27 protein-coding genes are annotated in these 24,089 nt (G+C 63.0%); 10 read left to right on the plus strand and 17 right to left on the minus strand.

Going from position 1 to position 24,089, the window contains the following annotated elements:
• Positions 1-219: hypothetical protein (locus FHY04_RS22310; protein ID WP_221211826.1), on the plus strand; the 219-nt coding region annotated here is incomplete at its 5' end.
• Between the two features lie 17 nt (positions 220-236).
• Here FHY04_RS22310 and FHY04_RS15980 read toward each other — a convergent pair.
• The 15 genes from FHY04_RS15980 to FHY04_RS22705 form a co-directional block, all read right to left on the minus strand.
• Positions 237-2,159 carry a type IV secretory system conjugative DNA transfer family protein gene (locus tag FHY04_RS15980; RefSeq protein ID WP_183937156.1) on the minus strand — a complete coding sequence of 641 codons (1,923 nt, stop codon included), beginning with the start codon at positions 2,157-2,159 and terminating at the stop codon, positions 237-239.
• Between the two features lie 13 nt (positions 2,160-2,172).
• Positions 2,173-3,195: a P-type DNA transfer ATPase VirB11 gene (gene virB11, locus FHY04_RS15985; RefSeq protein WP_121905596.1), complete on the minus strand. Its 1,023-nt coding sequence runs from the start codon at positions 3,193-3,195 to the stop codon at positions 2,173-2,175.
• Between the two features lie 4 nt (positions 3,196-3,199).
• Positions 3,200-4,504, minus strand: coding sequence for a type IV secretion system protein VirB10 (gene virB10, locus FHY04_RS15990; RefSeq protein ID WP_183937158.1), 1,305 nt, complete (start codon positions 4,502-4,504; stop codon positions 3,200-3,202).
• A 1-nt stretch (position 4,505) separates the two neighbouring features.
• Complete coding sequence (locus FHY04_RS15995; protein WP_183937159.1) at positions 4,506-5,513, minus strand: TrbG/VirB9 family P-type conjugative transfer protein; 1,008 nt, start codon at positions 5,511-5,513, stop codon at positions 4,506-4,508.
• A 1-nt stretch (position 5,514) separates the two neighbouring features.
• Positions 5,515-6,192 carry a virB8 family protein gene (locus FHY04_RS16000; RefSeq protein WP_183937160.1) on the minus strand — a complete coding sequence of 226 codons (678 nt, stop codon included), beginning with the start codon at positions 6,190-6,192 and terminating at the stop codon, positions 5,515-5,517.
• A 436-nt stretch (positions 6,193-6,628) separates the two neighbouring features.
• Positions 6,629-7,693, minus strand: a complete 1,065-nt coding sequence (locus FHY04_RS16005) for a type IV secretion system protein (RefSeq protein WP_260171571.1) — start codon at positions 7,691-7,693, stop codon at positions 6,629-6,631.
• Positions 7,694-7,738: 45 nt separating this feature from the next.
• Positions 7,739-8,011, minus strand: coding sequence for a hypothetical protein (locus tag FHY04_RS16010; protein ID WP_183937161.1), 273 nt, complete (start codon positions 8,009-8,011; stop codon positions 7,739-7,741).
• Between the two features lie 2 nt (positions 8,012-8,013).
• Positions 8,014-8,808 (minus strand): type IV secretion system protein, encoded by a 795-nt coding sequence (locus FHY04_RS16015; protein WP_260171572.1) that lies wholly within the window; start codon positions 8,806-8,808, stop codon positions 8,014-8,016.
• Positions 8,741-11,107 carry a VirB4 family type IV secretion/conjugal transfer ATPase gene (locus FHY04_RS16020; RefSeq protein WP_183937162.1) on the minus strand — a complete coding sequence of 789 codons (2,367 nt, stop codon included), beginning with the start codon at positions 11,105-11,107 and terminating at the stop codon, positions 8,741-8,743. Before FHY04_RS16020 ends, FHY04_RS16015 begins: the two co-directional genes overlap by 68 nt.
• Positions 11,100-11,441, minus strand: coding sequence for a VirB3 family type IV secretion system protein (locus tag FHY04_RS16025; RefSeq protein ID WP_183937163.1), 342 nt, complete (start codon positions 11,439-11,441; stop codon positions 11,100-11,102). Before FHY04_RS16025 ends, FHY04_RS16020 begins: the two co-directional genes overlap by 8 nt.
• Positions 11,434-11,757, minus strand: a complete 324-nt coding sequence (locus tag FHY04_RS16030; RefSeq protein WP_183937164.1) for a TrbC/VirB2 family protein — start codon at positions 11,755-11,757, stop codon at positions 11,434-11,436. The genes FHY04_RS16025 and FHY04_RS16030 overlap by 8 nt, the downstream gene beginning before the upstream one ends.
• Before the next feature lie 22 nt (positions 11,758-11,779).
• Positions 11,780-13,108 carry an LPD7 domain-containing protein gene (locus FHY04_RS16035; RefSeq protein ID WP_183937165.1) on the minus strand — a complete coding sequence of 443 codons (1,329 nt, stop codon included), beginning with the start codon at positions 13,106-13,108 and terminating at the stop codon, positions 11,780-11,782.
• Positions 13,105-13,716, minus strand: coding sequence for a lytic transglycosylase domain-containing protein (locus FHY04_RS16040; RefSeq protein WP_183937166.1), 612 nt, complete (start codon positions 13,714-13,716; stop codon positions 13,105-13,107). Before FHY04_RS16040 ends, FHY04_RS16035 begins: the two co-directional genes overlap by 4 nt.
• The gene (locus FHY04_RS16045; protein ID WP_183937167.1) at positions 13,713-14,066 is read right to left on the minus strand and encodes a hypothetical protein; all 354 of its coding nucleotides are present in this window, start codon (positions 14,064-14,066) and stop codon (positions 13,713-13,715) included. The genes FHY04_RS16040 and FHY04_RS16045 overlap by 4 nt, the downstream gene beginning before the upstream one ends.
• On the minus strand, positions 14,063-14,557 hold the full coding sequence (locus FHY04_RS22705) for a hypothetical protein (RefSeq protein WP_260171573.1): 495 nt from the start codon (positions 14,555-14,557) through the stop codon (positions 14,063-14,065). The genes FHY04_RS16045 and FHY04_RS22705 overlap by 4 nt, the downstream gene beginning before the upstream one ends.
• Positions 14,558-15,203: 646 nt before the next feature.
• Here FHY04_RS22705 and FHY04_RS16055 point away from each other — a divergent pair.
• The 9 genes from FHY04_RS16055 (at position 15,204) to FHY04_RS16095 (ending at position 22,267) form a co-directional block, all read left to right on the plus strand.
• A complete protein-coding gene (locus tag FHY04_RS16055; RefSeq protein WP_260171574.1) occupies positions 15,204-15,818 on the plus strand; it encodes a hypothetical protein in 615 nt (204 codons plus the stop codon).
• Between the two features lie 51 nt (positions 15,819-15,869).
• Positions 15,870-16,193 carry a single-stranded DNA-binding protein gene (locus FHY04_RS16060; protein ID WP_183937169.1) on the plus strand — a complete coding sequence of 108 codons (324 nt, stop codon included), beginning with the start codon at positions 15,870-15,872 and terminating at the stop codon, positions 16,191-16,193.
• A 213-nt stretch (positions 16,194-16,406) separates the two neighbouring features.
• A complete protein-coding gene (locus FHY04_RS16065; RefSeq protein ID WP_183937170.1) occupies positions 16,407-16,850 on the plus strand; it encodes a hypothetical protein in 444 nt (147 codons plus the stop codon).
• Between the two features lie 245 nt (positions 16,851-17,095).
• Positions 17,096-18,019: a toprim domain-containing protein gene (locus tag FHY04_RS16070; RefSeq protein ID WP_183937270.1), complete on the plus strand. Its 924-nt coding sequence runs from the start codon at positions 17,096-17,098 to the stop codon at positions 18,017-18,019.
• A gap of 104 nt (positions 18,020-18,123) precedes the next feature.
• On the plus strand, positions 18,124-19,386 hold the full coding sequence (locus FHY04_RS16075) for a Shedu immune nuclease family protein (protein ID WP_183937171.1): 1,263 nt from the start codon (positions 18,124-18,126) through the stop codon (positions 19,384-19,386).
• Between the two features lie 40 nt (positions 19,387-19,426).
• A complete protein-coding gene (locus FHY04_RS16080) occupies positions 19,427-20,224 on the plus strand; it encodes a hypothetical protein (RefSeq protein WP_183937172.1) in 798 nt (265 codons plus the stop codon).
• A gap of 151 nt (positions 20,225-20,375) precedes the next feature.
• Complete coding sequence (locus tag FHY04_RS16085; protein ID WP_183937173.1) at positions 20,376-20,663, plus strand: hypothetical protein; 288 nt, start codon at positions 20,376-20,378, stop codon at positions 20,661-20,663.
• A gap of 9 nt (positions 20,664-20,672) precedes the next feature.
• Entirely contained in the window at positions 20,673-21,392 is a 720-nt protein-coding gene (locus FHY04_RS16090; RefSeq protein ID WP_183937174.1) for a hypothetical protein, read from the plus strand.
• A gap of 197 nt (positions 21,393-21,589) precedes the next feature.
• On the plus strand, positions 21,590-22,267 hold the full coding sequence (locus FHY04_RS16095) for a hypothetical protein (RefSeq protein WP_183937175.1): 678 nt from the start codon (positions 21,590-21,592) through the stop codon (positions 22,265-22,267).
• 16 nt (positions 22,268-22,283) lie between these two features.
• Here FHY04_RS16095 and FHY04_RS16100 read toward each other — a convergent pair whose 3' ends face one another.
• Positions 22,284-23,348, minus strand: a complete 1,065-nt coding sequence (locus FHY04_RS16100; RefSeq protein ID WP_183937176.1) for a nucleotidyl transferase AbiEii/AbiGii toxin family protein — start codon at positions 23,346-23,348, stop codon at positions 22,284-22,286.
• Positions 23,341-23,940 (minus strand): DUF6088 family protein, encoded by a 600-nt coding sequence (locus FHY04_RS16105; protein ID WP_140851346.1) that lies wholly within the window; start codon positions 23,938-23,940, stop codon positions 23,341-23,343. The genes FHY04_RS16100 and FHY04_RS16105 overlap by 8 nt, the downstream gene beginning before the upstream one ends.
• Between the last annotated feature and the right edge of the window lie 149 nt (positions 23,941-24,089).

Here is a 24,089-nt window from a genome sequence, read left to right on the forward strand (position 1 = left end):
CGCGCCGGCCTGATACGCGGCGCATCCTCCGGTGCCCGGCGTCACCTGTCATCCACCACGCTGATCCCACGCGATCCTTTTTCAACAGTCTCGAACGGTTGTGACACCACGTGCCGGCGGCTTTCGACCGTTCCAATCCTGAAAGCTGTCTGGCAGGAAAGTCCCCAACTGACGCCCTCCGGGGACAACCTTGCTCGTTCCCACTTTAAAACTCGATGAGAAGGCATTCCCATTGGTCACCCAGATCTGCCTCGCACCATGAGGACGCCGTCGAAGAGCTTGGCGACACGCTCGTTTGACGGAACGGCCAAGGCGGCGTTGATCGCGGCTTGGTTCAATCCATGCCGACCTACTGCGGGAGCGCCGTTAGTCGCAACCGCTCCTGCCATCGGCGCGGCGCCTGGCGCTGACGAGGCGGCATTGACGTCATCCGGGGCCTGCGTGGCCTCGATCACGCGGAGGCTGTTAGCAGCGACCGCCGGGTCGACGCGGATCTGGGGCATCTCGGGGGCCGGTATCTTGGTCCGCGCCGAGAGCTTCTTCTCGGCATAGTAGCGGACCTTCTTTCCATAGGTCGCGTACATGCCTCGCCGGAAAACGATCAGATCGTCCTCCGGCAGCAACTCGACTTCCTGAGGGAGCATCAGCGGCCGGCGCTGATCGGAGTCCGAGGTGGAGCCGCCGCCGCCACCCCACGTTCCCATCGAGCGCGAGCGAGCCTTGAACGTGTAGCTGCCGAGCTGGTCCGAAATCTTCTTCGCTTCGGCCAAACCGGCCGGACGAAGCACGAGCCGCACCGCGCAGTTCCGCTCGATGTCGGCCGCCACCTTGTCCCCATAGACGCCCTGGATCTGTTCGAGCGACTGGAATGCCGGCAGCATCCGCAACCCGTAGCCGGCGACATAGCTGAAGGCGTTCGCGAGCACGGTGCATTTGCCGAGGCTCGCGAACTCGTCCAGGGCTAGCAGCACCTTGATCTGATGCTTGTCGCCCTTCGGCAGCTCGCGGACGTTGCGGTCGATGAGTTGCTGGAAGAGCAGGCCGTAGATCGGCGCAACCCGCTCCAGGTCATCCGGCGACACGCCGAGATAGAGCGAGATCCGCTTGTCCCGAAAGTCACTGAGATCGAAATCACTCTCTGAGGTCGCCGCATCGACATATGGGTTCAGCCAGCCGTTGATCTTGGACGTAACCGACTGGCGCAATCCAGAGAATGTGTTCGCCGACGAGCCGGTATAATCCTTGATCGCCGATACGCACCCTTCCGACAGGGGCTTACCGGCCTTCTTACGATCGGCGATGATCTTCGGGAAACGCCGCTGGGCGTCGCTGGCCGCGAACTGGCGGTACACCTCGCCGAGCGTAAAGGGGAGGGCGTCCTCCCCATCGTCGACGGTTGCCGCGATATATGCGGTGATGCCGAGGAAAGCGGTTCGCGCGCCCTCGGCCCAGAACTTCTCGCCCGTGAGCGGATCGGGATAGAGCATTGCCGCGATCTTCTGAAGCTCGTTGATGACCTCCACCGGATCATGCCGGTTGATGTAGCTCAGCGGGTTCCACCGCACGGTGCGGCCCGTGGGATCGAGCGGGTTGAAGAGCAGCACCTGCTGCCCGAGCACCTTCAGCCGATACCCCGCCGTATTGTCGTAATTTTCCTGCTTGATGTCGAGCACCACGAGAGAATCGAGCCAGTCGAGCAAGTTCGGGATGATGACGCCCACCCCCTTGCCGGCGCGCGTTGGGGCTTCCAGCATCACATGCTCGGGTCCGCCAAAGCGCATCACCTTGCCGCCGAACTTGCCCAGCACGATGCCGGCCGAGGCGAGCATCTTGCCGTTGCGGACCTCGCCGACTCGTGCGAAGCGCGCCTCGCCGTGGAGCTTCTGCCGTTTGAACAGCGTGGAGAGAATGGTGATGACCGTCAGGACGAGGCCGATCCCGACGCCGATCAGGAACGGCTGATAGACGATCGGATAGCCCTTCAGCGCCCACAGCGCGGCCGGCACCTTAATCCAGGGCGTATGCGCGTTGAGGAGGTGGGCACGCCACAGGACGGCGAGGGCGCCGATCGTGGCGCTCAGCGCCAGGCCGATGATGCCGAGGAACGCGATCGCGCCCGGCTGCGACCCTTCGTCGCTTCGCACCCATTTTCCGTTCATGCCGATACCCCCTTCAGTCGGTCGGCTTGCTCGCCGGATCGAACCATACTTCGGTCATGCGATAGCGCGCCGGCTGGCCCTCGCCGGGTGGCAGGCGGTGCATCTGCACGACGATATCGACCAGCGAGCGCAGCAGCGCCCGGATGTCGTGGCGGTCGAGATCGTTGCCGCCCTCCGATTCCTTCACCAGCAGCGTCAGCTGCTCGAGCGCGCCCTCCGCCGTGTTTGCGTGGACCGTGGTGATCGAACCGGGATGACCGCTGTTGACGTTGCGCAGGTAGAAGAAGGCGGTGCCGTCCCGCAGCTCCTGCAGAAGGATGCGATCGGGCCGCATCCGCAGCGCCGATTCCAGCAACTCCTTGGCGCCCGCCTTCTGGAGGCTCTTCCCATCCTTGGCGTACATCATGTGGACGTGGTTGCGCTGGGGTACAACGAGCTCGCGCGTGTCCTCGATCGTCAGGATCCGCTCATAGTCCGGGATCAGCTTGATGAGACCCTTAGAGAAGCTCGTCTTGCCGGAGCCCGTCGCGCCGGAAATGAGGATGTTCTTGCGGGCTTCGACCGCCAGCTTGAAGAAGGCGCGCCAGTCGCCCGCCTCGCGCAGTCGCAGCAGATCGGGGTCGACCTCCTCGTACAGGCCGTGCGCGCGGACCTCGCTGAACAGGCCGGCACGCTCGAAATCGTCGATGTTCATCGTCACGCCCGACGCTTTGCGGATCGTGATCGAGATGAAGCCTTGCTCGACCGCCGGGGGGACGACGACCTGCGCGCGCTCGCCGCCCGGCAAGACCGAGGAGCAGATCGGATATTCGGAGTTGATATCCTGCTTGGTCAGCCCCGCGATCAGCTTCGCCAGCGTCATGAGGGCCGCATTGTCCAGTGCGGGCTCCTCGTGCCACTCCCAGCCACCCCGCGTTTCAAGGCCGATCATCCCCGGCTCGTTGATGACCAGCTCGGTCACATCGTCGCGCAGAAGGTGCCGTCGGATCGGCTCGGCATTATGCTCGTAGATCAGCGACGTCGGACTGGATGCCACGGCCTTAACGCCTCAATCCTACGTCATAGACCGAGCGGAAATCGAAGTCCTTGGCGACGAAGATCGCCGCGGTGTCGCCCTGGTTCTTCTTCAAGATCGGCTTGATGTTCATAGTTTGCTGAAGGACCGTCTGCCCGGTTTGGCCGGGGACCTGCGTGGTGTTGCTCCCCTCGTTGGCAAGCGCCCGACCGGCGATCTGCGAGGCATCTTCCAACACCGAGATGACGAGCCCAACGCCAAACCGGGCCCAGAACTGGGTATCGACGCCGCCGGGCAAACCGGCCCGACCAAGGCTATCCGCTGCCGGTGAGCCGAGGTCGATCGCGACGCCGCGCGGCGTCAGGGCGCGCGTCCACAGCACGAACAGGCGCGCTTGCCCCTGCGTGATGCCGCCGGAATATTGCCCGAGGACCTTGGTCCCCTTGTCGAGCAGGACGATGCGACCGTTCTCGGAATAGACTTCGTGATTGATGACGCAGGAAACGAACCCGGCCTGCGTCGAGTTGATCGCCGTTTGGAGCGTGCAGGGGATGACCGTGCCCGCACTCAGCAGAAGGTTACGGTCCGCGACCATCGTTGCCCGGACCGTCTGGATCGCGGCATGGCCGAGCTGATCGCTGAAGTCGGTCGATCCCTTGCCCGCCTCGGCCGGATTGTCTTCACCCGGCGCTCCGAAGCCGCTGGCACCGAGGCCCCGCCGCGCGACAGTGGATTGGCCGCCGCGCGTCCGGTCGTCGAGGTCCGTGCCCTGTTGGGCGTCGGCACCGGCGGAGGCGGGAAGGGCGGCCGAGGCCAGCCCGGTGTTGCCAAAGGCCATGATCGGCGACCGCCGCGCCGCATCGGCCATGGCGCGTGCCTGCTCGGCACGTCGCTGCTCGGGAGATTGCTGTCCGTTCGCCGTTGGGGAGGTTGTCCCGCTCGTTGCCGGCAGCGGATTTCCGTTGGCATCGGCGACCTGCGGCCCCGGGGCTGCGGCGATCGGCCGTCCGAAGATGTCGGTTTGCGCCGCGCCGGGCTGGCCGAGTTGACCCGCGAGCGCCGCGCGCTGCGCATTCGGCGATCCCATCACGTCGTCCACGGCACGGTCACTGGCTTTCGCGGGCTGCGCGGCAGCCGCGGTGCTGGCCGACTGGTGGAACGCGCCATAGCCTATCACGATGCCGCCTATGGCGCCCAGCAGGCCGATGCCTGCACCGATAAACGCTAGGTTGCCCCACCCGCCGCTACGCGCGACCGGGCTATCGACCTCGCCTGGCGCAACGGTGTCGGCAGCAACATCGCCTCCGCGGTCAATGACGGTCCCGACCATGTTACTGCCCCTTCACTTTGCGTTCGACGACATTGGAGACGGTGCCCGTTCGATCGCCGCGCTCGTTGCGCAGCGGCGCGTCGTTGTAGATGCACAGCACCGTCGCCCCGCGCCGGAGGCGCAGCTGCCGGTAGACTGCATGGATCACGACGAAATCCTCGCGAACATCGTAGGGGACGATCGTCTCGGTCCCGTCGACGTCGATCGCGAAGATCGAGGGAATGTCGGCGTGGCCTGGATAGTGCAGCACGGTGAACTCGCCGTTGTCGGAGACCTCGGTGGGTTGCAGCGCGACGTCGCCCTGCACGGTATAATTCATATTCCGGGTGCCCTCGATCACGGCATGGTCGAGCGCGGCGGTGGTGATGCTCGTCTCGATCGCCTTGGCGGCCTGGACCTGGGCAAGCTGCACCTGCAACGCCGCCATCGCCCGTTCCTCGCGCGGATAGCGGAACCGCACGCCGTACATCGTGGCGCCCGTCCCTAGTGCGAGGTTGAAATGATAGGTGCGCGGCACGCCGCCCGCGTTGGTGACGACGATCAGGTTGGTGCCTCCAGCCCTCTCGCGGGGTTTGAGAAAGACGATATTGCCTACGGGCGCGATCTGCCAGGAGACGGTATCGCCCAGAGCGGCCTGCGTGATCGTTTCGCCAGGCCCGAACTGGATCTCGATCGCGTGCCGGAAACTGCCGACGATCGTCACAACCTGATCCGGATCGTAGTTGACGTTGCGAACGCGCGCGTCCTTGGCCCCGGGGACGGGGGTCTCCGACGCGAACGCAGGCTGTGGCGCGAGCGTGACTGCCGCGGCACCCAGAACCGAGAACGCGACGAGGCGGTGCCACACCGCCCCGACCCCGCGCCAGAAGCGGTTCCTGGCGCCATCCTCCGTCAGCACCAACGCCGTCGTCGGCGGTGACAGGCGCAGACCCAGCTCTTTGCGCAGCGCTGGCAAGAAGGGGACTGCAACACGGTCGCCATTGGCCGACGTATTTGGCTGATCGCTCATGTCACGCCTCCGGGTCAGAACGATAATTCACGACCTGGAAGCCGAGCGGATTGAGATTCCGATCCTTCTCATGCTCCGGCGCCGTCGTGTATCTGAAGGTCAGTATCGCGTTCCAATTTTGCGCGATCGGCGTGTTCTGCCCGAAGGTGATGATCTTCGTGAAGCGGACCTGCGCCACGGTAGGACTGAGGAAACTGATCGTCCGGATCGAGATCGAGACGAAGCCCTTGTCGCCGTAAATGTTGGAAGGCGCGTTCTTGTTGTTGGCCTGAACGCTGTTCAGGTAACGAGCGCTCTCGGCGGAATCGCTGGTGAGCATGACCGTATAGGCGTTCTCGCGCGCGGCATCGTTGAGCCAGCCTTCGCGCAACCGCACATATTGCGAGATGAAGTAGCGGTTGACCGCATCTTCATAGGTGCGCGGCTGCGGCCCCTTGAGCGCGGTCACGACCTGCGTCTCGCCCGAGCTCTTGTCGACCCTGATGACATAGGGCTCGACGGTCTTCAGCGGGCTGAGCATCGCGACTGCCGCAACCGACGCCACAGCGAGCGTGCACGCAGCCGCCGCAACGCCCCAGGCGAGCCGCTTGGACTGGATCGCCGCACGCATACGGTCATATTCCCACGTCCTCGATGTCTCGTAGTATTTCTCTTTATCTTCGGCCTTCACCGCGCCCATGGCGTCGATCCCTTCAGCAGGAGGAGTAGGTCGGCGCGACGTCCTGCGCGGACGTGCGTGGCGCCGATCGCGGGATATTCATGGCCCCAGGTCCGATTGGGGCGGCAGGCGTACCTCCGGCACCGGGCGTAGGGGTCGGTGCGGGAAGAGGCGCCGGTGCTAGCTCGCGTGATGGCGGCGCCACCATCGACTGCCCTGCGCCCTGCTGTGACGCCGGCAGTGGCACCGGCAAGCTCGGCAGGATCGACCCGTAAAGATTGGCGGGGCGCCGGTGCTTGCCGTCGCACACCGAGACGGGTTTGATATGAGTCCCGGTGCAGCCGCCAAGCGCAACCGCGCCTATCACCAGGATGGTCAGCCTTTTCATACGGTCTCCGTTGGTAAGTTCCCGCGCCCGCGGTGTTCGTGATTCATGGTTCGGGACTGGCTAGCCGGTTTATTTGGACCGAGACGCCGAGCCGCCCGTGCCGCCTCCTCCTGGCGGAGGACGGTTCGCCTGCGTCGCGCGCCGGAACATGAGCCGATTGGTCAACATGTTCGCGCCGGTTTGCAGGAAGCCATGGCCGCCAGAGGACGCACCACCCGAGATACCCGCAGCGATGGCTGGCGACTGAAAGAAGAAGATCGTGCCGACGATGTAGATCGCCGCACAGGCGATCGTCGCGACGAGCATCACGGCAGCTTTCAGGACGGTGTAGCCGTTCTGCGCCATGACGAAGGACGAGCCATCCTCGGGAATCGACCCCATGATTCCGTCCATCGCGGCTTCCTGGAGGCCGGTTATGAACTTCGTCATGATCGCCATGACGACCATCAGCAGGATGAAATTGACGGTCTGCTTCAACCACCCGTCGAACAGCCAGCGGGATGAGTTAAAAAGCAGACACGCCAGCGCGAGCGGTGCGAGCGCCACGCATATCGCGACCGACAGCTTGGCAAAAATGACGATGCAAAAGCCTATCGACGCCGATAGGAACGCGAAGATGTAGAGGACGGCGACGCACAGATAGGTGATCAGCGTGGCACTGAGCTGAATCACGGGCGTGCGAAAGTCGGTGATGCCCTTCTGCTCTTGCGACTGAACTTTCAGGTTCGCATTGACCAACTTCTCCGAGAGCTTGCCCGTATCGGCGACATAGGTATCGAAGGTCGTGCCCGGGTTGGTGACGGGCGTGCCCGATCCAGCCGCGATGATCTCGCTCGGCAAGTTGGTGACCACGTTCACCACAAACGCCGAATAGCCGACGGCACTGGCAGCCGCGAGGGCGAACCCGACCTTACCAGCCTGGAATACCAGCTCGCGGAGCGGGGCCTGGATAGCACCTCGCAGCACGGCGAAGCCGAGCAGCAGGAAGTAGATGATCGCCGCCAGGGCCAAAGGCGCGGCAACGAAACTTACGAGCCCGGACCCGAAGCTCGCAACCGAGGTCGCTATGGCGGTCTCCACATACGAATACATCGTCGTGAACAGCGTCATGATGTTGGGTGGGCCGGCAGCCATTACGTCAGGTTCCGATCTTCGGCGATCAACGCGCAGCGGGTAAATCTACTTCTTGCGGATCGTGTTCTGTTTGAAGAAGTCGACTTCTTCGTTACCGGCCTTGGTCTGGGCGACCGTGATGGTCGCGTCTCCGGTCGTCGCGCACATCTTGGCCTTCTGATCCGCCGGGAGATGGCTGTACTCCCCCGCATCGCACTTCGCCTGCCACTGCGCGAGGAGTTGCGGGCTGGCGACCAGCTCCTTGGGGGTAGGCACTACGACGTTCTGCTGGCATCCGCAGACGACGAGCAACGAGCAGAGCGATAGTATCTTGCGCATGATCACTTCCTGATCGTGTTGGCACTGAAGAATGCTGCTTCATCGCGACCGGCCGCCACTTGCGCTGCGCTGATCTGCATGTTCGCCTGACCGGCCTGCGCCATCTGGATCGCCTGCATCTTGAGCATATCGTTTTGAAGCTGTGCCTGTTCGACCGAGATCCGGGCTTGGAGGTCCATCACGTCCTTGGGATCTTTGGCATACGACAGTTGCTCGCGGAGCTGGTCGAGGCCTTGCATCCGGGTCTGGGCGATGCTGAGCGTATTCTCGCCCAGCGCGGCCGTGGCGGCCGATGAGCTGGTCGCATCCTTGAGCGCCTGGTTGTACGCCAGGTCTGCGTCGGAGGACGACGTTGCCGGCAGCGCGTAACGAGACTGGATGCTCGATGCGAGCGAACCGAGCGAACCAATCTTCGACAGGTCGCCACTGAGCAACGTCGAGGCGTCGATCGTCGTGTTGGGCAGGATGTTGCGCACCTGCGCGTTGAGCAATTGCGGGGCGAGCGCGTTGACGTTGGTCAGCTTCTGAAGCGAGCTGAGCGTTGTCGTCGCCGTCTGGATCTGCTGCTCGCCCTGCTGGACCATTTTGATCGTGTTCTGGACCTGGGCGAGCGCTTGCACATAGGTAGAGGTGTCGAACACAGGGATGCCCTGTGCAGCGGCCGGCGACGTAAACGCGACGATCGCGACCGGCGCGGCTGCAACCATGATGATGCGCTTGAGCGACATGTCAGCTTCTCCTTTGGTTGGCATAGAAATGCGGCAGCCACGCCGCAGGATCGTTGCCCGCCAGGGCAATGGCCTCCTCCATGGCGACGAGGGTTTCCTCGCGGCCAGAAAGCACTTTCAGCTCATTGGGCATCCCGCCGAGATCGAGCTTCGCAACGATCGAGGTATGCCCTTGCTTGACCAGAAAGGTCCGGCTCTCCGGCGTCAGGTCTTCACGGATCAGCCGATACTCCGCATCCGTCAGGCCGAGCCCGTCGCAATAATCCGATCGCTTGGCGTCCGAGTTTGGAAGCAAGATCTTGGTCGCGGTCTGCTCGATGATCGAGTGCGCGATCGGCGAGCGCAGCGCATCGGCCGGGGACTGCGTGCCAAATACCATGAAGGCGTTGCGCTTACGGAAGGTCTTGAGACCGTCCTGCGCGAACGCCCGAAAGGCTTCGTCCTGAAGCGCCTTCCAGAACTCGTCGACGTCAACCACGACACGCCGCCCGTCCAGCAGCTCGTCGACGCGGTGGAAGAGGTACAACATCGTGGGAGTGCGGATCTCAGAGTTCTCCAGGAAGTCCGTCATGTCGAAGCCGATGAACCGCGCCGACATCGACACCTCGTCCTGTGGACCATCGAAAGCCCAGCCGAGCGGGCCGCCCAGACACCAGCGCTCCAGCCGCGCACCAATGCCCTCGGCATCGGCGTAGCCCAGCATCTCGCGCAACGCGCTGAACGAGCGCGACGGCGCCGGCAGCCGCATTACCGCCTCGATACCCTCGTCGATCAGTCGCTCTTCGGCGACGCTGAGCGGGCGGTTGTCCCGGCGTACCAGGACACGAATGAACTGCCGCAGAAAAGCAATGTCGTGCGGCGAAGGGGTGAGACCCTTCAACGGCGCGAACCCGGTAGGCTCGCCGTCGCGCAGCGCCAGATAGGTGCCCCCACAGGCGCGGACGAAGATCTCGGCACCGCGGTCCTTGTCGAAGAACACCTGTTTCGCGCCGGTCTTTTCGAGCTGCGCTTGCAGGAAGTTCTGCAGCACCGTCTTGCCGCCACCGGTTGGCCCGATGATGAGCGTGTGGCCGATGTCGGCACGGTGAAAATTGAACCAGAAGGACGAGCCCGCGCGCGTCTTGAGCAGCGTTACCGCGTCGCCCCAGTGGTTTCCAGACTTGCGGCCTGCCGGGAAGGTGTAGAACGGGCTCAAGCCTGCGAAATTGCGCGTGTTGATGACCGCGGGGCGCGCGCGCATCCGAAAATTGCCGGGAAGCTGCGCCCAGAAGGCGGCCTCCAGCGCGACGTCCTCGCGCGCCATCACCATGCCTGTATCGGCCGCTGCCGATCGTGCGATCGACAAGCGTTCCAGCAGCCGCTTCGGGTTCTCGTCGATTACCGCGATCGAGAGGTGATGCTCGCCCATGGCAAAGCGGTTCGCCATGAGATCGTCGACGCCGTCGAGCAGTTCCTCCGCCTGGCTGACGCCGGCATCGTCCGAGGAGACCATTTGCTTGTATTTTTTGGTGAACCGCTCGCTCGCGACCGACTTCACCAACGGCGCGAAACTCTGGGTCAGCACGAACGGGAAGTCGAGCGTGAGCAGGCTGTTGAACTGACCGGTCCGCGTGCTGGCGACATACTCGCGCACGCCGAACATGCCGAGATAATGCGACTTGTGCGGAAGCCGGATCTCGGCCGCCTCGCGACCGAACACCACGCGTGAGGCATACAGGGCTTGGCCTAGCCTGCCGTCGAGCAGCGGCACGCGGATGCGGTCGCCGGTCAGGATGAAGTGAAGTACCTCCATCGGTCGTGAAAATAGAATACCGTTGTGCTCATACATCGAGAGCGGCTCCGGAACGACATCAGCAAGCAGCGTTTCGAAGTCGCGGCACTTGTCCGCCATGATCGTGAGGGCGCGATTGTCGATCTCGGCGTTCGCTTTTCGCCTGGAGAAAAGCCGCGTCACTTGCTCGCCGGCCATGCTCGACGGCCGGACGATGATCGTGACGTAGAACTCGTTGTGGTAGAGGACCTTCTCCTTCAGCGTGTCGGCGTATTTCTCCTGCAAGGTTCGCGCGAAGTCGGAGTGGAAGTCGCCGCCGAGAACGGGGTCGGTCGCTGTCCGCACGAGATGGGTCCACAGCGCAACGCGATCGTCACCGATCGAGCGCCACGCGATGTTGAGCTTGTTATGCCAGGTGTTGAGGTCGCCGACGTCGCTGGTCTCGAACGGCCGCCCATCGACGCGGTACATGCGCATGAGCGAGCCGTCCTCGAGCGCAACCAGCGTGTCGTCGACGTGCCGCGTGTAGGGAATGAACTTGATGTCATCCGTCTCGCGAACCGCGATCTTCTTATGCCTCAGCTTGGAATCAGTCATTGCCGAAATGCTTCCGCTTCACGCCTTTGGCGAGGCGGACGGGGGAGTAGCTACCGCCTCCCCAGAACTTGCGGTTCTTGGCTAGAAAGCCGGTCTGGAACCACAGGCCCCACAGCCGGAACGCATTGAAATCGTAGTGACAGATCATGCGCGCCGGGAAGTAGAGCGCCCCGAACAAGGCCAGGGGGTAGAACGGATTGTGGAAAATCCCCCAGATCACCATGCAGACCATGATGATCGGCAGGATCGCCTCGAGCGGCAATCCCATGAACACCGATGGCCTGGTCAGGGCGAGGAACACCTTATCCTCGGCGAGCCTATTCGCGTCAGCCACCCGAGCTGCTCATCCAGCCGACGATCGTCGTGGCCGAGAAGATGATGCCGATGCCGATCAGCACCGTGACCGCTTTTCCCCAATCCATCCGGCCGGTCAGCTTGGCATAGCCGACCGCCATGACGGCGATGACACCGACGACGGACGCGACGGTGGTCATCCACGTCTTGATCGTGTTGAGGCCACCTTCGATCGCTGTTCCATCGGCAAAGGCCGGCTGTGCGATCGAAATGAGGGCGAGCGCACCGGCAAAGCCGATGACCTGCCGCGCGCGGGCGTCGGACAACATCCGGCCCATGCCTTGAGTGAACTTCATACGGGTCTCCATGGCTTGGGGTTTACCTCTCGAGATCGTGGGTGGGGCGGATCGGCTCGACCTGCCGAACAGGCGTCGGCTCGCGGACCGAAACATCCAGGCCGCGCCGCAGCACGTCCGAGATCATGTGGCGGCTCTCCAGGCTCGCGGACGTCATCCGGTCCGCGTCCCCGTCGAAAGCCGCACCGAGATGCTGATCCATCGCCGCCTGCGCCTGCAGCGCGTTGGCGAGGCGCGGCTCGGCGGCAATCCGCTCCTCCCCGCCATGCAGGAACAGCTCGGCCAGTTCGTCATTCTCGTGACGTCGCTCGGCAGCGGCCTGATGTAGGCGCTCCTCCCGGACGATGAGTGGTTCCAGTTCGGGCTGCCGTTCGGGCGCGACCGTCGACCCCGTGACCCGGCGGTCTTCGCGCTGGCCGGCGAGCTCGTTGCCAAGTGACACGTTCGCGCCCGCTTCCTTGGCGACTTCGTGCCGGTTGAGCCCGGACCGGACGAGGTAGATCGCATCGGCGATCTCGCCGTCCCACGCTCCCTCGCGCGCCATCTGGCGGAGATCGTCGGGTTCATAACCGGACCTTGAGAAGGCGCTGACCAGCGTCGGGCTTTCCAAGGCCCGCTCCAGCGCCCCGTTCAGCGCATCCCTGTTCAGATCGATACGTTCGGCCTGAACCTCCCTCCGCAAGGGGTCCATGTCCTCGCTGACGGCCGCGTAGAGCGCCTTGCGATCCTGCGTGTGGACGCTCACCGTCAACAGGAGGCGCTTGTCGGCGTCGGACAATTCGGTGCTGCTTCCGCTTGGCAACGGCTGAGGCGCGCCGTTCCTCTCCGCGTCGGCCGACGGCGCGAGGACTGTCGCCTCCGTCGCCCCGACAGCCGCCGTCGGAGCGACTGGTTCGACAGTCGGCGCCGGCTTCTCCGCCACCTCACGGTCGCGTCGTGCAGCATCGGCGCGACGCAGCTCTTCCATTCGCGCCTGTTCGTCGAAGCTCGGCTCATAGCCGCGCACGGTCAGGCCTTCGCGCGACGCCGCCGTCCACACGGCCTGACGAAACTCAGGCGAACCTTCGACGTCGATCCCCGCCCAGCCATTGTGCTTGGCGATCGTGACCAGGGCCGAGACGGTGTCGGGATCCTCGTTTCGAGCAATGATGCGATCGCCGGCAATCTCGATCGACGGATTCTCACGATCTGTCGGCAGGAACATGCCGACGCGGCGCTCGCTGCCGTCGGACGGCTCGATGATCCGGACCTGATAACGTGTCGCCACCTCAGGCGGGATCTGGAACGCAGCCTGTTCGGCTTGCGTCTGCGCGTCGAGGCCGCCCCGAGCAACGCTGTTATCCGCGCTCATTTGAAGACCTGAACCGCGCGGGAATCGATCTGCCCCACCACCCAGCTAGCTTCGGCGATCCCTTGCTTTGCCGAGGCGGGCGTGGCGGTCGGCGCCGACGCCGACGCCGACGCCGAGCCCGGGATGGGCGGGGGTGTCTGGATCGTCCCCATGCCGCTCGCGGCCGACCAGACGCGACCGACATAGCCATTGTGGAAACCGCGCGTCAGCGTGCCGGTGTTGTAGAGCGAATAGGTCGCGGAGATCGCGTCCAGCCCCGTATAATGCTGGATCGCGAGGCCATATCCCGCCCGAAGAATCGAGGATGCGAGCCGCAGGTTCGTACAGGGGTCGAAGGCCTGTTCGACGGTAACGCCCAACCGCGCTAAATTGGCGGAGTTCACCTGTGCCAACCCGACATCGACCGTATAGCCGGCCGCCATGTACCGCCGCACCAGCGCGGCGCCGTCCGCGATCGACGTGGCGCGGACACGCGGTCCCTTGTTGATATTGATCGCCAGATCGTCGCCGCCGCTTTCGGTCACGACGAGGGGAACAACCGCCTCGGTCGCGATCTCAGGCGCGCATTGCTGCGCAAGCATGGTGATCGCGGCGATGGCGTGGATCATTGCTGCGTCACCGTCTGGTAGCGGGTGTCGAGCGCGTACCGCGACGTTCCGCCATCGGCCTGCGTTACGGTCAGGTCGTAGCCGTGCTTGGCCTTTTTCGTCTTGATGCCGACCCCGGTGCAGGTCGGGAACGAGCCGCCGATAGCGAGGGCGTTCCAGAGGTTCGTGATCGGGGGGACGCACTCGGCATATTTCGTCGGCGAACCGGGCGTCGCCAGGCAGAGGACCACCTGACACCCCCAGTCCGACGCGTACGCGGGTTGCGGGACCGCAACCGCCACGACGCCGGCCGCGCACAGCGCGATGGCGCCAGTTGTGCCGCCCAGCTTGGTCATCAAATGTCGGATCATGAGCCACCTCCATGAGCTGCGCGCCATTCCTCGGTCGCGAACACGTCCCATTGCGGCGGGGCTTTTGCGGCAATGGCGAGGGTCGAGGCAGGCGCGGTCGGCGCCTCGACTCCGACGGGCGTCGGTGAGGACGGCGCGTCGCCTTGTGAGGCGGTGATGAGCCAGTCCTCGTCGCCTTCGATCGGTCGGGTCCGGTCGATGACCTGCCCTGGTCGCGCAAACGCGACATGCCAGTGGTTCGAGTGACCGCGATCTCCCGGCCCGAGCAGCTCGATGACACGGATACCGCTCTGTGCCATGAGGGCGCGGATCTGGTCGCGGTCGATCGCGTCGACGCCGCCTGCGGGTACGAAATCGACCGCTTGACCGAACTTGTGCCAGCTATACCGCGCGCCGTAATTGGCATTCATCGGGCGGATCGTGTCGGTGACCCGCGCACCGAAGGCGCGACGGACGATGGCCGCGACGTTCGACACTAAGGGCGCGCCCACGGAGCCGATAGGAGCCTGGTCGTCCTCGATGTGCGTGAGCGCGCAGGCATCAAAAACCGTCGCCGGCGTGATACCGTAACGCGCAAAGTCGTGGCCCGCGATCTTCAATGGTCCAGCGCTAAAGTCCGCGCTCAGCGCGATCAGATCACGGACCGTCGCCTCTGCGTCAGCTGCGTTGCCCGGCTGCCTGGCGAGGACCGCACCCGAACGAACGGAGACCGCGAGCGACGCGGGAGATGGCGTTCCGCCCCCGGCTAGCCCGGCGGCGCAGAGTTGAATTGCCTTCGCTAAGATACTCGCCGGAAGCACATCAATGCACCGTTACTGAATTAACCCGAGCAGATGTCAGAGACCGAAAGACATCCGCATCAAAAGGTTAGGTCCCAAGCTATGATCAAACAACGCCATATCTGGAGCGAAACAGGCACGAATATGGAGTAATACGGCGTAATCTGTTGCGACTAGAAGCCCGCTATTGCACCCTAACTCTAGGATAGGCGATTCGAACGGCTCTTGAAGAATTGATAGCAAGGCCAGAACTGAGCTAATTCACTTAGCCGAGTGGTTCCGCGGTGACTGTGAAAAGGGTGGATAATCGGGCGATGAGCTCTTGAAGCTGCAAGCTTTATCGGGCGGGTTGACGCTCTTGACCGCCATCGCCTTTTGGTATCGTCCATTCGACGACCAACGGGCTGTGAGGCGAGGTGAGGTTTCGACCTGCAGCGTCGCCGCGACGCATGACTTCTGCGATGCCGTCTCCAGCCTATCGACGGCGCTCCGCAATCCCCTTTTGCGGGTGGACCGAACCAGCATCCTCCCGCCCCGCGACACGCCAGGGGCGGTCGATCCTTCTATCACCCAAGCGAACATCGCCACGACGATCTGCCGACCAGGCTATGCCCGATCGGCACGCCCCGCCTTCGCGGTTACCGAGCCGATAAAACGGCGGTTGATGGACGCGCAGCATCCGGGCGAGTCCTTCGCCGACTACGAACTCGACCATCTGATCCCGATCTCGCTTGGCGGCGCGCCGCTCGACCTGCGCGATCTGTGGCTCCAGCCCCGGCGCGGCCAGGCAAACGCGGCCGACAAGAATGCCTTGGCCTATGTCTTGTGGCGACTGGTTTGCGAGCGACGCGTGCCGCTTCGGACGGCGCAGCAGGCCATCCGGCGCGATTGGACGACGGCCTACGACACATACGCGACGCCCGAGAATTTGGCGCGCCACCACTTTCGGCATCGCCAAGAGGAGCGCGACTAGCCTCGCACCGGCCAGCCGGATCCGACCCCAACACCGACGAAGGAGGATATCATGCCACAGAATATTGCCGAGTTTCGGATTATCGGTCGCATCGGCAAAATCACGGCGCGTGAGAAGGTCACCTATGTGAGCGTCGCCGCCAATTACAACCGGCGCGACGGCGAAGACTGGAAGACCGACACGCTATGGAACAGCGTCGTGTGCTTCTCCAATGTCGGACCCCAGGTCGAAGCAGCCGGGAAGGGTGATCTGGTGCATGTCACCGGCCGGGTCCGCGAGAGCAACCACGGCGAAGGCAACGAGGTTTCCTACCGTACCGAGCTGATCGTCGACTCGTTCTCGGTCCTGACCAAGTCCGAAGCCGAGCCCGGCTGATGAGACGCGGGAGCGGCCTGCGGCACGGCTCTAGCTCCGCTTCGCTCCGCCCGAGCTCGAAGGTCTCGGCCCGGTCGGGTGACGATCCTCGCTTGGGTCGTCGCCAGGGGAAGAAAGTTGATCCAGCGCTGCTCAGTCGACACGGGCGAGCCACTTTCTCGGGTAGCGCAGTTTCTCCTTTCGTTCTGGTGCTGGATGACTCAGAATCGCTGAATGCCGATCCGTCCCGAACATCGCTGGCTCTATCCGATCGACTGGCCGGAGATCAGCAATATCGTGCGATTCACGCGCGCCGGCGGCAGGTGCGAACATTGCCAGCGACCGCATGGCCGTCATGTCGCGCAGCTTATCGGCGCAAACGGGGTCTGGTGGGACGCCGAGATCAACGTCTGGCGCGACGGTCGCGGTCGCCAGCTCCGCCATGCGCCCGAGTTCGTACCGCTCGAGGCGATCCGCATGACGCGCAAGCCCGTCTATCTGGCGACCGCGCACCTCAATCACGATCCGACCTTCAGCGGACCGCGCTGGCGCAACCTCGCTGCCTTATGCCCGCGCTGCCACATGATCCACGACGGGCCAGAGCATCGCCGGCGGCGCTGGTGGAACGCCTTCCGCAGGCGTGCGCTCGGCGATCTTTTCTCCGGACGCTACAGCTAAGCGGGATAGGAATGTCGAGCACGCGCGCTGTGCTGCGTCTTCGTGCTTTCGAGCATTTATCAATCGGCGCTGCGGCGTTGCCGGCACTGCACCGCGCACCTTGGCCGACCATGCCTCCACGAACCCGAAGCGGATAGCCGCCGTCCGTCTCTCCTCCGTCACAGAGGGGAGGATGCCGTTGGTCTCGGTTGCGTTTTGCGGAGGCCAGAGTGACCGAAATTTATCAGACCCACAGGACGTTCCCGATGGCGAGATTACCGCTCGATGCCGAGATCCGGGCCAGGAATATCGTCGAACAGCTCGGGGGCGTCTGGCGCGGCACCCGCGGTGAATGTCGCTGCCCGGCGCATGACGACGGCTCGCCCAGCCTTTCTGTTCGGCTCGGCGATACCGCGATTCTCTTTCACTGCTTCGCCGGCTGCACGACGCTGGAGGTATTGAAGGCGCTGCAACGCCGGAAACTGCATGACCGTACCGCCGTGGCGATCCCGACAGGGAAGCCCAAGCGCGATATGGGCGCTTTGGCGTTGCGCCTCTGGAATGCCAGCCTGCCGATCGCTGGCACGCTCGCCGAGGACTATCTCGTCGCCCGTGGTCTGAGCGCCCCGTTTCCCAAGGCTCTGCGCTTCAACCCGGCCACGATCCTCGGCTCCGGTGTCGACAAACGAATCATGCCCGCGATGATCGCGGCGGTCGAAGACGACCTCGGTCTGGTCGCCGTCCAGCGGACGTTCCTCGATCCGGCCGATGTGCTGCACAAACCCATTCCCAAACCGAAGGTCGCGCTGGGGCTGCTCGGCACCGCTGCCATCCGGCTTGCTCCCGCAACCGAGGAGCTCGGCCTCGCCGAGGGGATCGAAGATGCGCGATCGGCAATGGAATGGTTCGGCACGCCGACTTGGGCCTTGGGTGGCGTGGAACGGCTCGCCTTCGTGGCGATCCCGGAGAAGGTTCGCCGCGTGATCGTCTACGGCGACCGGGGTAGAGCCGCCGATCGCCTATTGGAAAAGGCGCGCGAACACCTCGGCGCGAACGGTCGCGAAGTGGTCAGCCGCGTGCCCGAGTACCACGACGACTGGAACGATGCGTGGCGCGCGCACCTACGGGAGAGCGCCAGCTCATCCAGTGCTCCGATCTTGCCACCAGCCGCGGACGATCAGAAGCGCTAGGGCCATTCTGCGCGAACGGCGGCTCGAATTTCTTTCTCAATCGGGTGGACGATGGCAAACGATCGTCAACGCAACAACGGGCGCACACCTTAAGGAACTGAGTAATGGTTAGCTTTGAGGTCAACGCTCGCGCGGTCGTGTTGATCTACACACCTGATTTTACCACCCCGAGATGGGTCCGCGATCAGCTTCAGACCTCAGGCGAGGTCACGGTCAGCCGCGGCTTCACCTTTACGGCTGATGACTTGCTTGATGGGCCCTTGGGAACCGACGATGATCCTGAGCCCGCGCCGCCGTTTCGCTTTCGCTTCGCCGCGCACCGCGATGGATATTTCCAAATTCCCGGGCGCGTGTTCGAGATCGAGAACGATGTGCTGATCGACGAAAGTGTGTGGCTCGAGCGGAAGCTGTTCGTCGCCGAGCGCAACGTCGGAATCTTTCGCCGGATTGCGAAAGTGAAAGCCGACAACGGGCCTATCGTCATTGGCGGAGCCCGCGACGATGCGATTCCGTCAGCAAGCTTCTATGAGCTTCTCCGCACGTTTCCCAACACCACGGAACTTGACCATTATGCGAGCGCACGCGTCGAGCTGATCCTTGGCGAGTTCTTCGACAGTATGCGCAGCGCCCGCGAAACCTACGAGGCCTACCTCAGCAGGAGGCGCTCGGTGATCAGCGAGCGCGCCCTTCCGCAAGCCGAACTCATCCAAGCGGAGATAGACAAGTACGTCTATTTGCGCGACCTGATCACGACGTGGCTCCAAACCGCGACAGACTATTCGGAGCACGACTGGCAAAGGATGATCATCAAAATCATCCTGCTAGTGCTTCCGAAATACGTGGCGGTTCTCGAGAACGTCAAGATAGCCGATTTCTACAGCAAACCCGGCGAGCGGCGTGACCGTTACATCGACCTGTGTTTGGTCGACGCGGCTGGCACTATCGACGTGATCGAGATTAAAAAGCCGTTCGACAACGCATTGGTCGGTCGGTCACTCTACCGGGGCAACAGCATCCCCACGCGCGAGCTTTCAGGCAGCATTATGCAGGCAGAAAAGTACCTCTTTCACCTGTCGAAATGGGGTGCCCCGGGTGAGCGTGAGTTGACTGAGCGCTACCGCACCGTCCTGCCAGGCTCGATGACGCTCCGCGTCACCAACCCCAAGGCAATGATCATCATGGGGCGCGACCGAGGACCGGACGGAAGCCCCGCTTTGACCAGCCAGCAGATGTTCGACCTCGAAGTCATAAAGCGCAAATACGCGAACATGATGGATATCCTCACCTACGACGATCTGCTGCGACGGTTGAACAACATCATTGCGTCGTTGACTGAGCGGCGGGAGGAACCTGTGGCCAGCAGCTAGCCGCTTGAGGGGCGGCCTGGGTCATGGCTATGCTGCTCGTATGAAAAGTATTATTCTGAGCGTGCTTGCAGTCGGGTGGCCGGTCGTCGCATCCTGGCTCGTGCTGAAGCTATTTCCCGGCGTTCTGACTAAATTCATTACTAAAGAAGTCGATCGTCGAAGCGACGCAAAGCTTGAACGGCTCAAGGCTGACCTGCAGGGCGCTTACTCGACGCTCAAAAACTCGGTCGACGTCATCACAGCGACGAATGCGGGCATGCACCCGCACATCGTAGCGTCGGTCACGGGATTATGGGCGCATATGCTCCTGATTCGCGATAGATTCGGCACTTCCGTCGGCTTCGATAGCACCTTCACGGCTGAAGAGGCGGGCCTCGCCTTCCGCGGAACGGACCACCCGAATCTGCTTGAATATGTCCGCGCCTTTGAGTGCGATATGCTTGCTAATCCCTTGTTCACGGAGCTCAATGGCAATGAAATGGACCGGCATCGTCTCTTCTCGGGAGATCGCCTCTGGTTGATCTTCCACATCTTTCGTGCCGTTCACTTGCGCTACGGCTATCTATTGACCCAGTCGTTCGAACGCCGTGATTTTGTAGACTGGCGCAAGGACAATGGTATCGGCCAACTGCTTGGCAGCGTGCTTAGCAAGTCGGATGTCTCATCGGTCAGGGCGATGGACCTTGGAGGTCTTGTGGCTGCGACTTCACGCCTGGAAGCAGATTTCCTGCACGAAGCGACGCGCGTCATGTCCGGGTCCAAGGCGATGGCGGACAGTCTGAGCGACATGCATTCGATCCTGCTCCTGCAGAATGCGAAGATAGGGAAGGGCACCTAACGCAAGCCTTGGCCAGACGGTGTCGCGACGGCTTGATCAAAGTAGATCGCCGCACCATTCAGGACTTGCGCCTCGGCGGCGATCCTGTTTTTTTTCACAGAAAACCAGGGTTGGAATTTCGATGCCGCTCCCAGAGACATTGCGCGAACCCTTGGCCGCAGCGCGCTCGATGATCGGACGGGCACACGCATTCGATGCCGGTCTTCTGACCGGCAACGCGAACGCAATGCTGACGAATGCGCAGGCGTTCGTTGCTCGGGATGCAACGATTAGCGAGACCTTCGATGCGGCGCGGCGGCAGATCGGTGCCATGGCAGACGCGCGGGCGCTGGACGACGCGCGGACATTCGCGCTGCAGGCAATCGACGCTCTTGAACACAGCCTGCTGCGGGCCCGGCCTAATGACCATGCAAGAGCGCTCGGCATGGATTGGTTCTGAGGCGATCATATGGGCAATCTGTATATTTCACGCGGCGATGCCGAGGCGTTGAAGAGCATCGAGCTTCGAGAGCTTGAGCGGCTCGTAGACGAAGCTGTGTGGCAATCGAGATCCGGAGACCTGCACTCGTTGCGCCTCGCCAGCTGCGGCCCGTTTGTGTCCCAGCGGCTCTACCGGCTGGACCAGGCGATCATCGTCCACAATAAAGCCAAGGCGGCAAAGAAGCGCGCGGAGACGGCACACGATGTCCGGCGCGCGGGCATGGAGCTCGTGTCCGCGGTGCGCGACATGAAGAGCCGACTGGAGGAAGAGGAGCGTGAGCAGCAGCTCCTTTGGATCGACGACGTGATCTGGACGCCCACGCGCTTCACTCCCAACCTGAGCGTTCGGATCAACTACCGCTGGCGTGCCACTGCGGAAGGCGACTGGACGCATGGTAGCATTACGTTCCTGCATGAAGTTGACCTGCGCCCTGACTACACCTCGTCGGCTCCGGCACGAAAACCCACTCGCGCAAAGCAGGACGATGAGTTGCAGGAGAAGCTTTATCGCGTTTGGGAACACCTTAGATCGTCGGCTCTACAATCGGTTCGGGAATATTTGAAGTCAGGACAGGATCGAACGCTGATCCCGGAAACATTTCAAGCGACCACCGACTCCTACTCGCGACACCTGAACAACTATAGCACGCAGTTTTGGCGAGGCACGACTGGGCCAGCTTCTGTTTGAATTTGAAGGGGGCCTAGTGGCCGGACGATCGCGCGTGCCACCTTGTCATCGCCCGGCAGGGTGATAGATTAAGGTTCGGTCCCTCCCACCAGACCTGTCGCCGGGTCAAAGGGAGCAAGAGGTAGCTTTGCAGCCGACCCATTCGGGCCGTCTCGTAATCGGCGTCAGACGGTCTACTCGAATGAGGACGGTTAGCCATGCACCTGATCATTTTATCTGACGCCAATGTCGCTGCGGCCAAGACCGCGCTTCGCAGCCAAATGCCGGGGGTTCGGTCCTCGCATCTGACCGAGGCAATCGCCAGCGGCCTTCAGTTTCGCACACACGCCGCCCTCAAGGCGGCAATCGACGCCAATGCCGAATTGCCGCCCGCCATCACGCTCGCCAGCCCGGCGGACTTTGAACGCCGCTTACGAGAATTTGGATATGAAACGGCCCCGAGCAATCCGTTCAGCGCCGTCGTTTCCGGACGGTCACTGCCGGACCTGCCTTATGCCGAGTTCAGGCGGGGCGATCGGATCGGCAACGACAGCCATTATTACTACTGTCAGAGGCTCAACCGTCCGATGGTGATGGTTCGGATCGCCCGCGCCTATGCTGAGCTCGAGTGGGACTGCATCACGGTGAGCCCGGATCAAGAGGATTATCTTTACGGCACCGACAATGGCCGCACGCTGGGTCGGCTCATGTTCGACAAGTTCCAGGCGCTAGCCAGGGGCGCACCGGGCAAGCCACTCTTTCTCGGGGGTTCGTTTACAGGGACTGTGAAGAAGCTCCTGCCCGATACGGCGCGTGCGCTTGCCGAGGAATATTTCCGCCTGCTCTATCTGCCGCTGCGCGAGCCGCGTGGGCCGAGAGGCGAACGCCTGCACTAGATGTGGGCGACAGCCTTCAGGATGCCGAGCCGACCTCGTTGATGCGCGCCTCGAGGCCGGCCAACCCTTCCAGCAGTCCGGTGAGGGAAGGGGGCTCGACCATGAACATGTCTGCCATGGCCGCATAATCGCTGGCGAGCGCCTGCCGGATCCAATCGGAGGGTGTCAGGCGCAACGTGCCGAGGATAGCCGTTGCGTAGGACGCCGACGCATCGGCGAACATCACGCTCTTGTTGCGTACGACCTGCTCCAGCAGTTCCGGGTCGGCGAGGGCTGGGGCGGTGATGCCTGCCCGGTCGAGCATCAGCATGTCGTAATAATGACGTGACAAGCCATCGCGCATCTTGCCGTTGTGATGGAGTGCGTGAAGGATGGTCGCCTTCTCCCAAAACGTACGCTCGACGCTGAGCGTCTCGACCGACGTCGAGGAGTCCGGGAGGGCATCCGGAAACTGCTCGGCGAGGTAAGGGCGAATTTCGCGATTCTCGAACGGGTCGGGATCGCCTCGTGCGCCGAATTCGAGCTTGATCCGCGGCTTGATGTAGCCGGTCTCGTCATCGGCAGCATAGTCACGCGCAGAATAGTCGCTCGCTGCATATCCGCCGGTGCGTGGATAGTTGAACAGGATCGTCTGGCCGTCCCGGTCCTCCGGATCGAGGGCGATGCTCCATCCCTCACGGCCAAGCTGAGCCTCGACCGCCGCCGCGAGCGCCGGCATCGCGATCGTGGCGACATAGGCTTGCGCTGCAGCTTTCAGCGCCTTGGTCCGGCGCTGGCGTTCGTTGGAGCCGATGCCGGCCTCCATCGGTGAGGCAACCTGATCGAGCAGTGGCGCTGTGCGGCGGATGGTCAGGTCGATATCCTCGGAGAAACGCTGGATGATGCCGTAAGCCTTCGAAAGCGACGTGCCGCCTTTGAAGGTGACATGGCCTTCCAGATCAGGCGCTGTGCCGAGGCGTCTCAGCGTCCAGCAAACCCAGAAATCCTTCTCGATGACGATCGGCGTCAGGTCGCGCTGCGCTGCGGCTTCCTCAATAAAGACGCGACGGTCGCTGGCGCTGCGGCGCGCAAATTCATCCATGGTGCGCGGTATCGATCTTGAGGATCACATCACCCATCCATCCCGGCATCGAAGGTCGTGCCTGGAGCAACTGTTTCAATGCTCGAGTGTCGACCTGTGTCGCGAGCCGCCGAATAACGTCCGCATCGACATGGGCTTTGCCAAGCTGCGCAAGCGTCTGGAGCACCGCGTTGGCGGTATCGGAGCCGGAATCGAGAACCGGTGCGCGACTGTGTCGGAGCGTCACCGTGCGGCCTGCGGCCTTGGCCACGCGTGTACGGCCGCTGGTCGCATAGCTCGTTCGCGCCGGTACCTGGGTCGATAGCCCCAGGCTATTGGCAGCCGCGGCACCGGTGGGCGCCAGCTTGTCACCGCTTTGGGTCGCTATCGCATCGGCTATGGTCGCAGTGTCCGGACTGAGGATGCCTAGTGTGTCATGGTGGCGAGGATAATCGTACAGTCCCCGGCCGAGCCGGCGAATCGATCCAGATTGTGCCAGACGGGAAATCGCGACATCGACCGCGCCACGCGAGCCGAAGTCGATGAAATGCTTGGGCGTGAACACCCAACCGCGACCCTTGCCGCGAATGCGTTTCATGATTCTGTCGGCCATTGCGGTCACGGGACTGCTCCTTTCCCGTTAGATAATAGCCCGCATATTTCTAACAAGCCACCCTCTGTCTGATCCGATGTGAGCAGCCGCAGTTTGCTGGGTTTAGTTCGTCCAAGCCGCATCGTCGTGCCCTTGCGAACCGGGGGCGA

Source organism: Sphingomonas sp. BK481, assembly GCF_014194875.1.
GTDB lineage: Bacteria > Pseudomonadota > Alphaproteobacteria > Sphingomonadales > Sphingomonadaceae > Sphingomonas > Sphingomonas aerolata.

What these genes read in the sequence shown, in the direction of transcription:
- FHY04_RS15980 (WP_183937156.1), bottom strand. Translation starts at nt 2,159, where the DNA reads ATGAACGGAAAATGGGTGCGAAGCGACGAAGGGTCGCAGCCGGGCGCG.
- virB10 (WP_183937158.1), bottom strand. Translation starts at nt 4,504, where the DNA reads ATGGTCGGGACCGTCATTGACCGCGGAGGCGATGTTGCTGCCGACACC.
- FHY04_RS15995 (WP_183937159.1), bottom strand. Translation starts at nt 5,513, where the DNA reads ATGAGCGATCAGCCAAATACGTCGGCCAATGGCGACCGTGTTGCAGTC.
- FHY04_RS16000 (WP_183937160.1), bottom strand. Translation starts at nt 6,192, where the DNA reads ATGGGCGCGGTGAAGGCCGAAGATAAAGAGAAATACTACGAGACATCG.
- FHY04_RS16005 (WP_260171571.1), bottom strand. Translation starts at nt 7,693, where the DNA reads ATGGCTGCCGGCCCACCCAACATCATGACGCTGTTCACGACGATGTAT.
- FHY04_RS16010 (WP_183937161.1), bottom strand. Translation starts at nt 8,011, where the DNA reads ATGCGCAAGATACTATCGCTCTGCTCGTTGCTCGTCGTCTGCGGATGC.
- FHY04_RS16020 (WP_183937162.1), bottom strand. Translation starts at nt 11,107, where the DNA reads ATGACTGATTCCAAGCTGAGGCATAAGAAGATCGCGGTTCGCGAGACG.
- FHY04_RS16030 (WP_183937164.1), bottom strand. Translation starts at nt 11,757, where the DNA reads ATGAAGTTCACTCAAGGCATGGGCCGGATGTTGTCCGACGCCCGCGCG.
- FHY04_RS16035 (WP_183937165.1), bottom strand. Translation starts at nt 13,108, where the DNA reads ATGAGCGCGGATAACAGCGTTGCTCGGGGCGGCCTCGACGCGCAGACG.
- FHY04_RS16040 (WP_183937166.1), bottom strand. Translation starts at nt 13,716, where the DNA reads ATGATCCACGCCATCGCCGCGATCACCATGCTTGCGCAGCAATGCGCG.
- FHY04_RS16045 (WP_183937167.1), bottom strand. Translation starts at nt 14,066, where the DNA reads ATGATCCGACATTTGATGACCAAGCTGGGCGGCACAACTGGCGCCATC.
- FHY04_RS16060 (WP_183937169.1), top strand. Translation starts at nt 15,870, where the DNA reads ATGCCACAGAATATTGCCGAGTTTCGGATTATCGGTCGCATCGGCAAA.
- FHY04_RS16065 (WP_183937170.1), top strand. Translation starts at nt 16,407, where the DNA reads ATGCCGATCCGTCCCGAACATCGCTGGCTCTATCCGATCGACTGGCCG.
- FHY04_RS16070 (WP_183937270.1), top strand. Translation starts at nt 17,096, where the DNA reads ATGGCGAGATTACCGCTCGATGCCGAGATCCGGGCCAGGAATATCGTC.
- FHY04_RS16075 (WP_183937171.1), top strand. Translation starts at nt 18,124, where the DNA reads ATGGTTAGCTTTGAGGTCAACGCTCGCGCGGTCGTGTTGATCTACACA.
- FHY04_RS16080 (WP_183937172.1), top strand. Translation starts at nt 19,427, where the DNA reads ATGAAAAGTATTATTCTGAGCGTGCTTGCAGTCGGGTGGCCGGTCGTC.
- FHY04_RS16090 (WP_183937174.1), top strand. Translation starts at nt 20,673, where the DNA reads ATGGGCAATCTGTATATTTCACGCGGCGATGCCGAGGCGTTGAAGAGC.
- FHY04_RS16095 (WP_183937175.1), top strand. Translation starts at nt 21,590, where the DNA reads ATGCACCTGATCATTTTATCTGACGCCAATGTCGCTGCGGCCAAGACC.
- FHY04_RS16100 (WP_183937176.1), bottom strand. Translation starts at nt 23,348, where the DNA reads ATGGATGAATTTGCGCGCCGCAGCGCCAGCGACCGTCGCGTCTTTATT.
- FHY04_RS16105 (WP_140851346.1), bottom strand. Translation starts at nt 23,940, where the DNA reads ATGGCCGACAGAATCATGAAACGCATTCGCGGCAAGGGTCGCGGTTGG.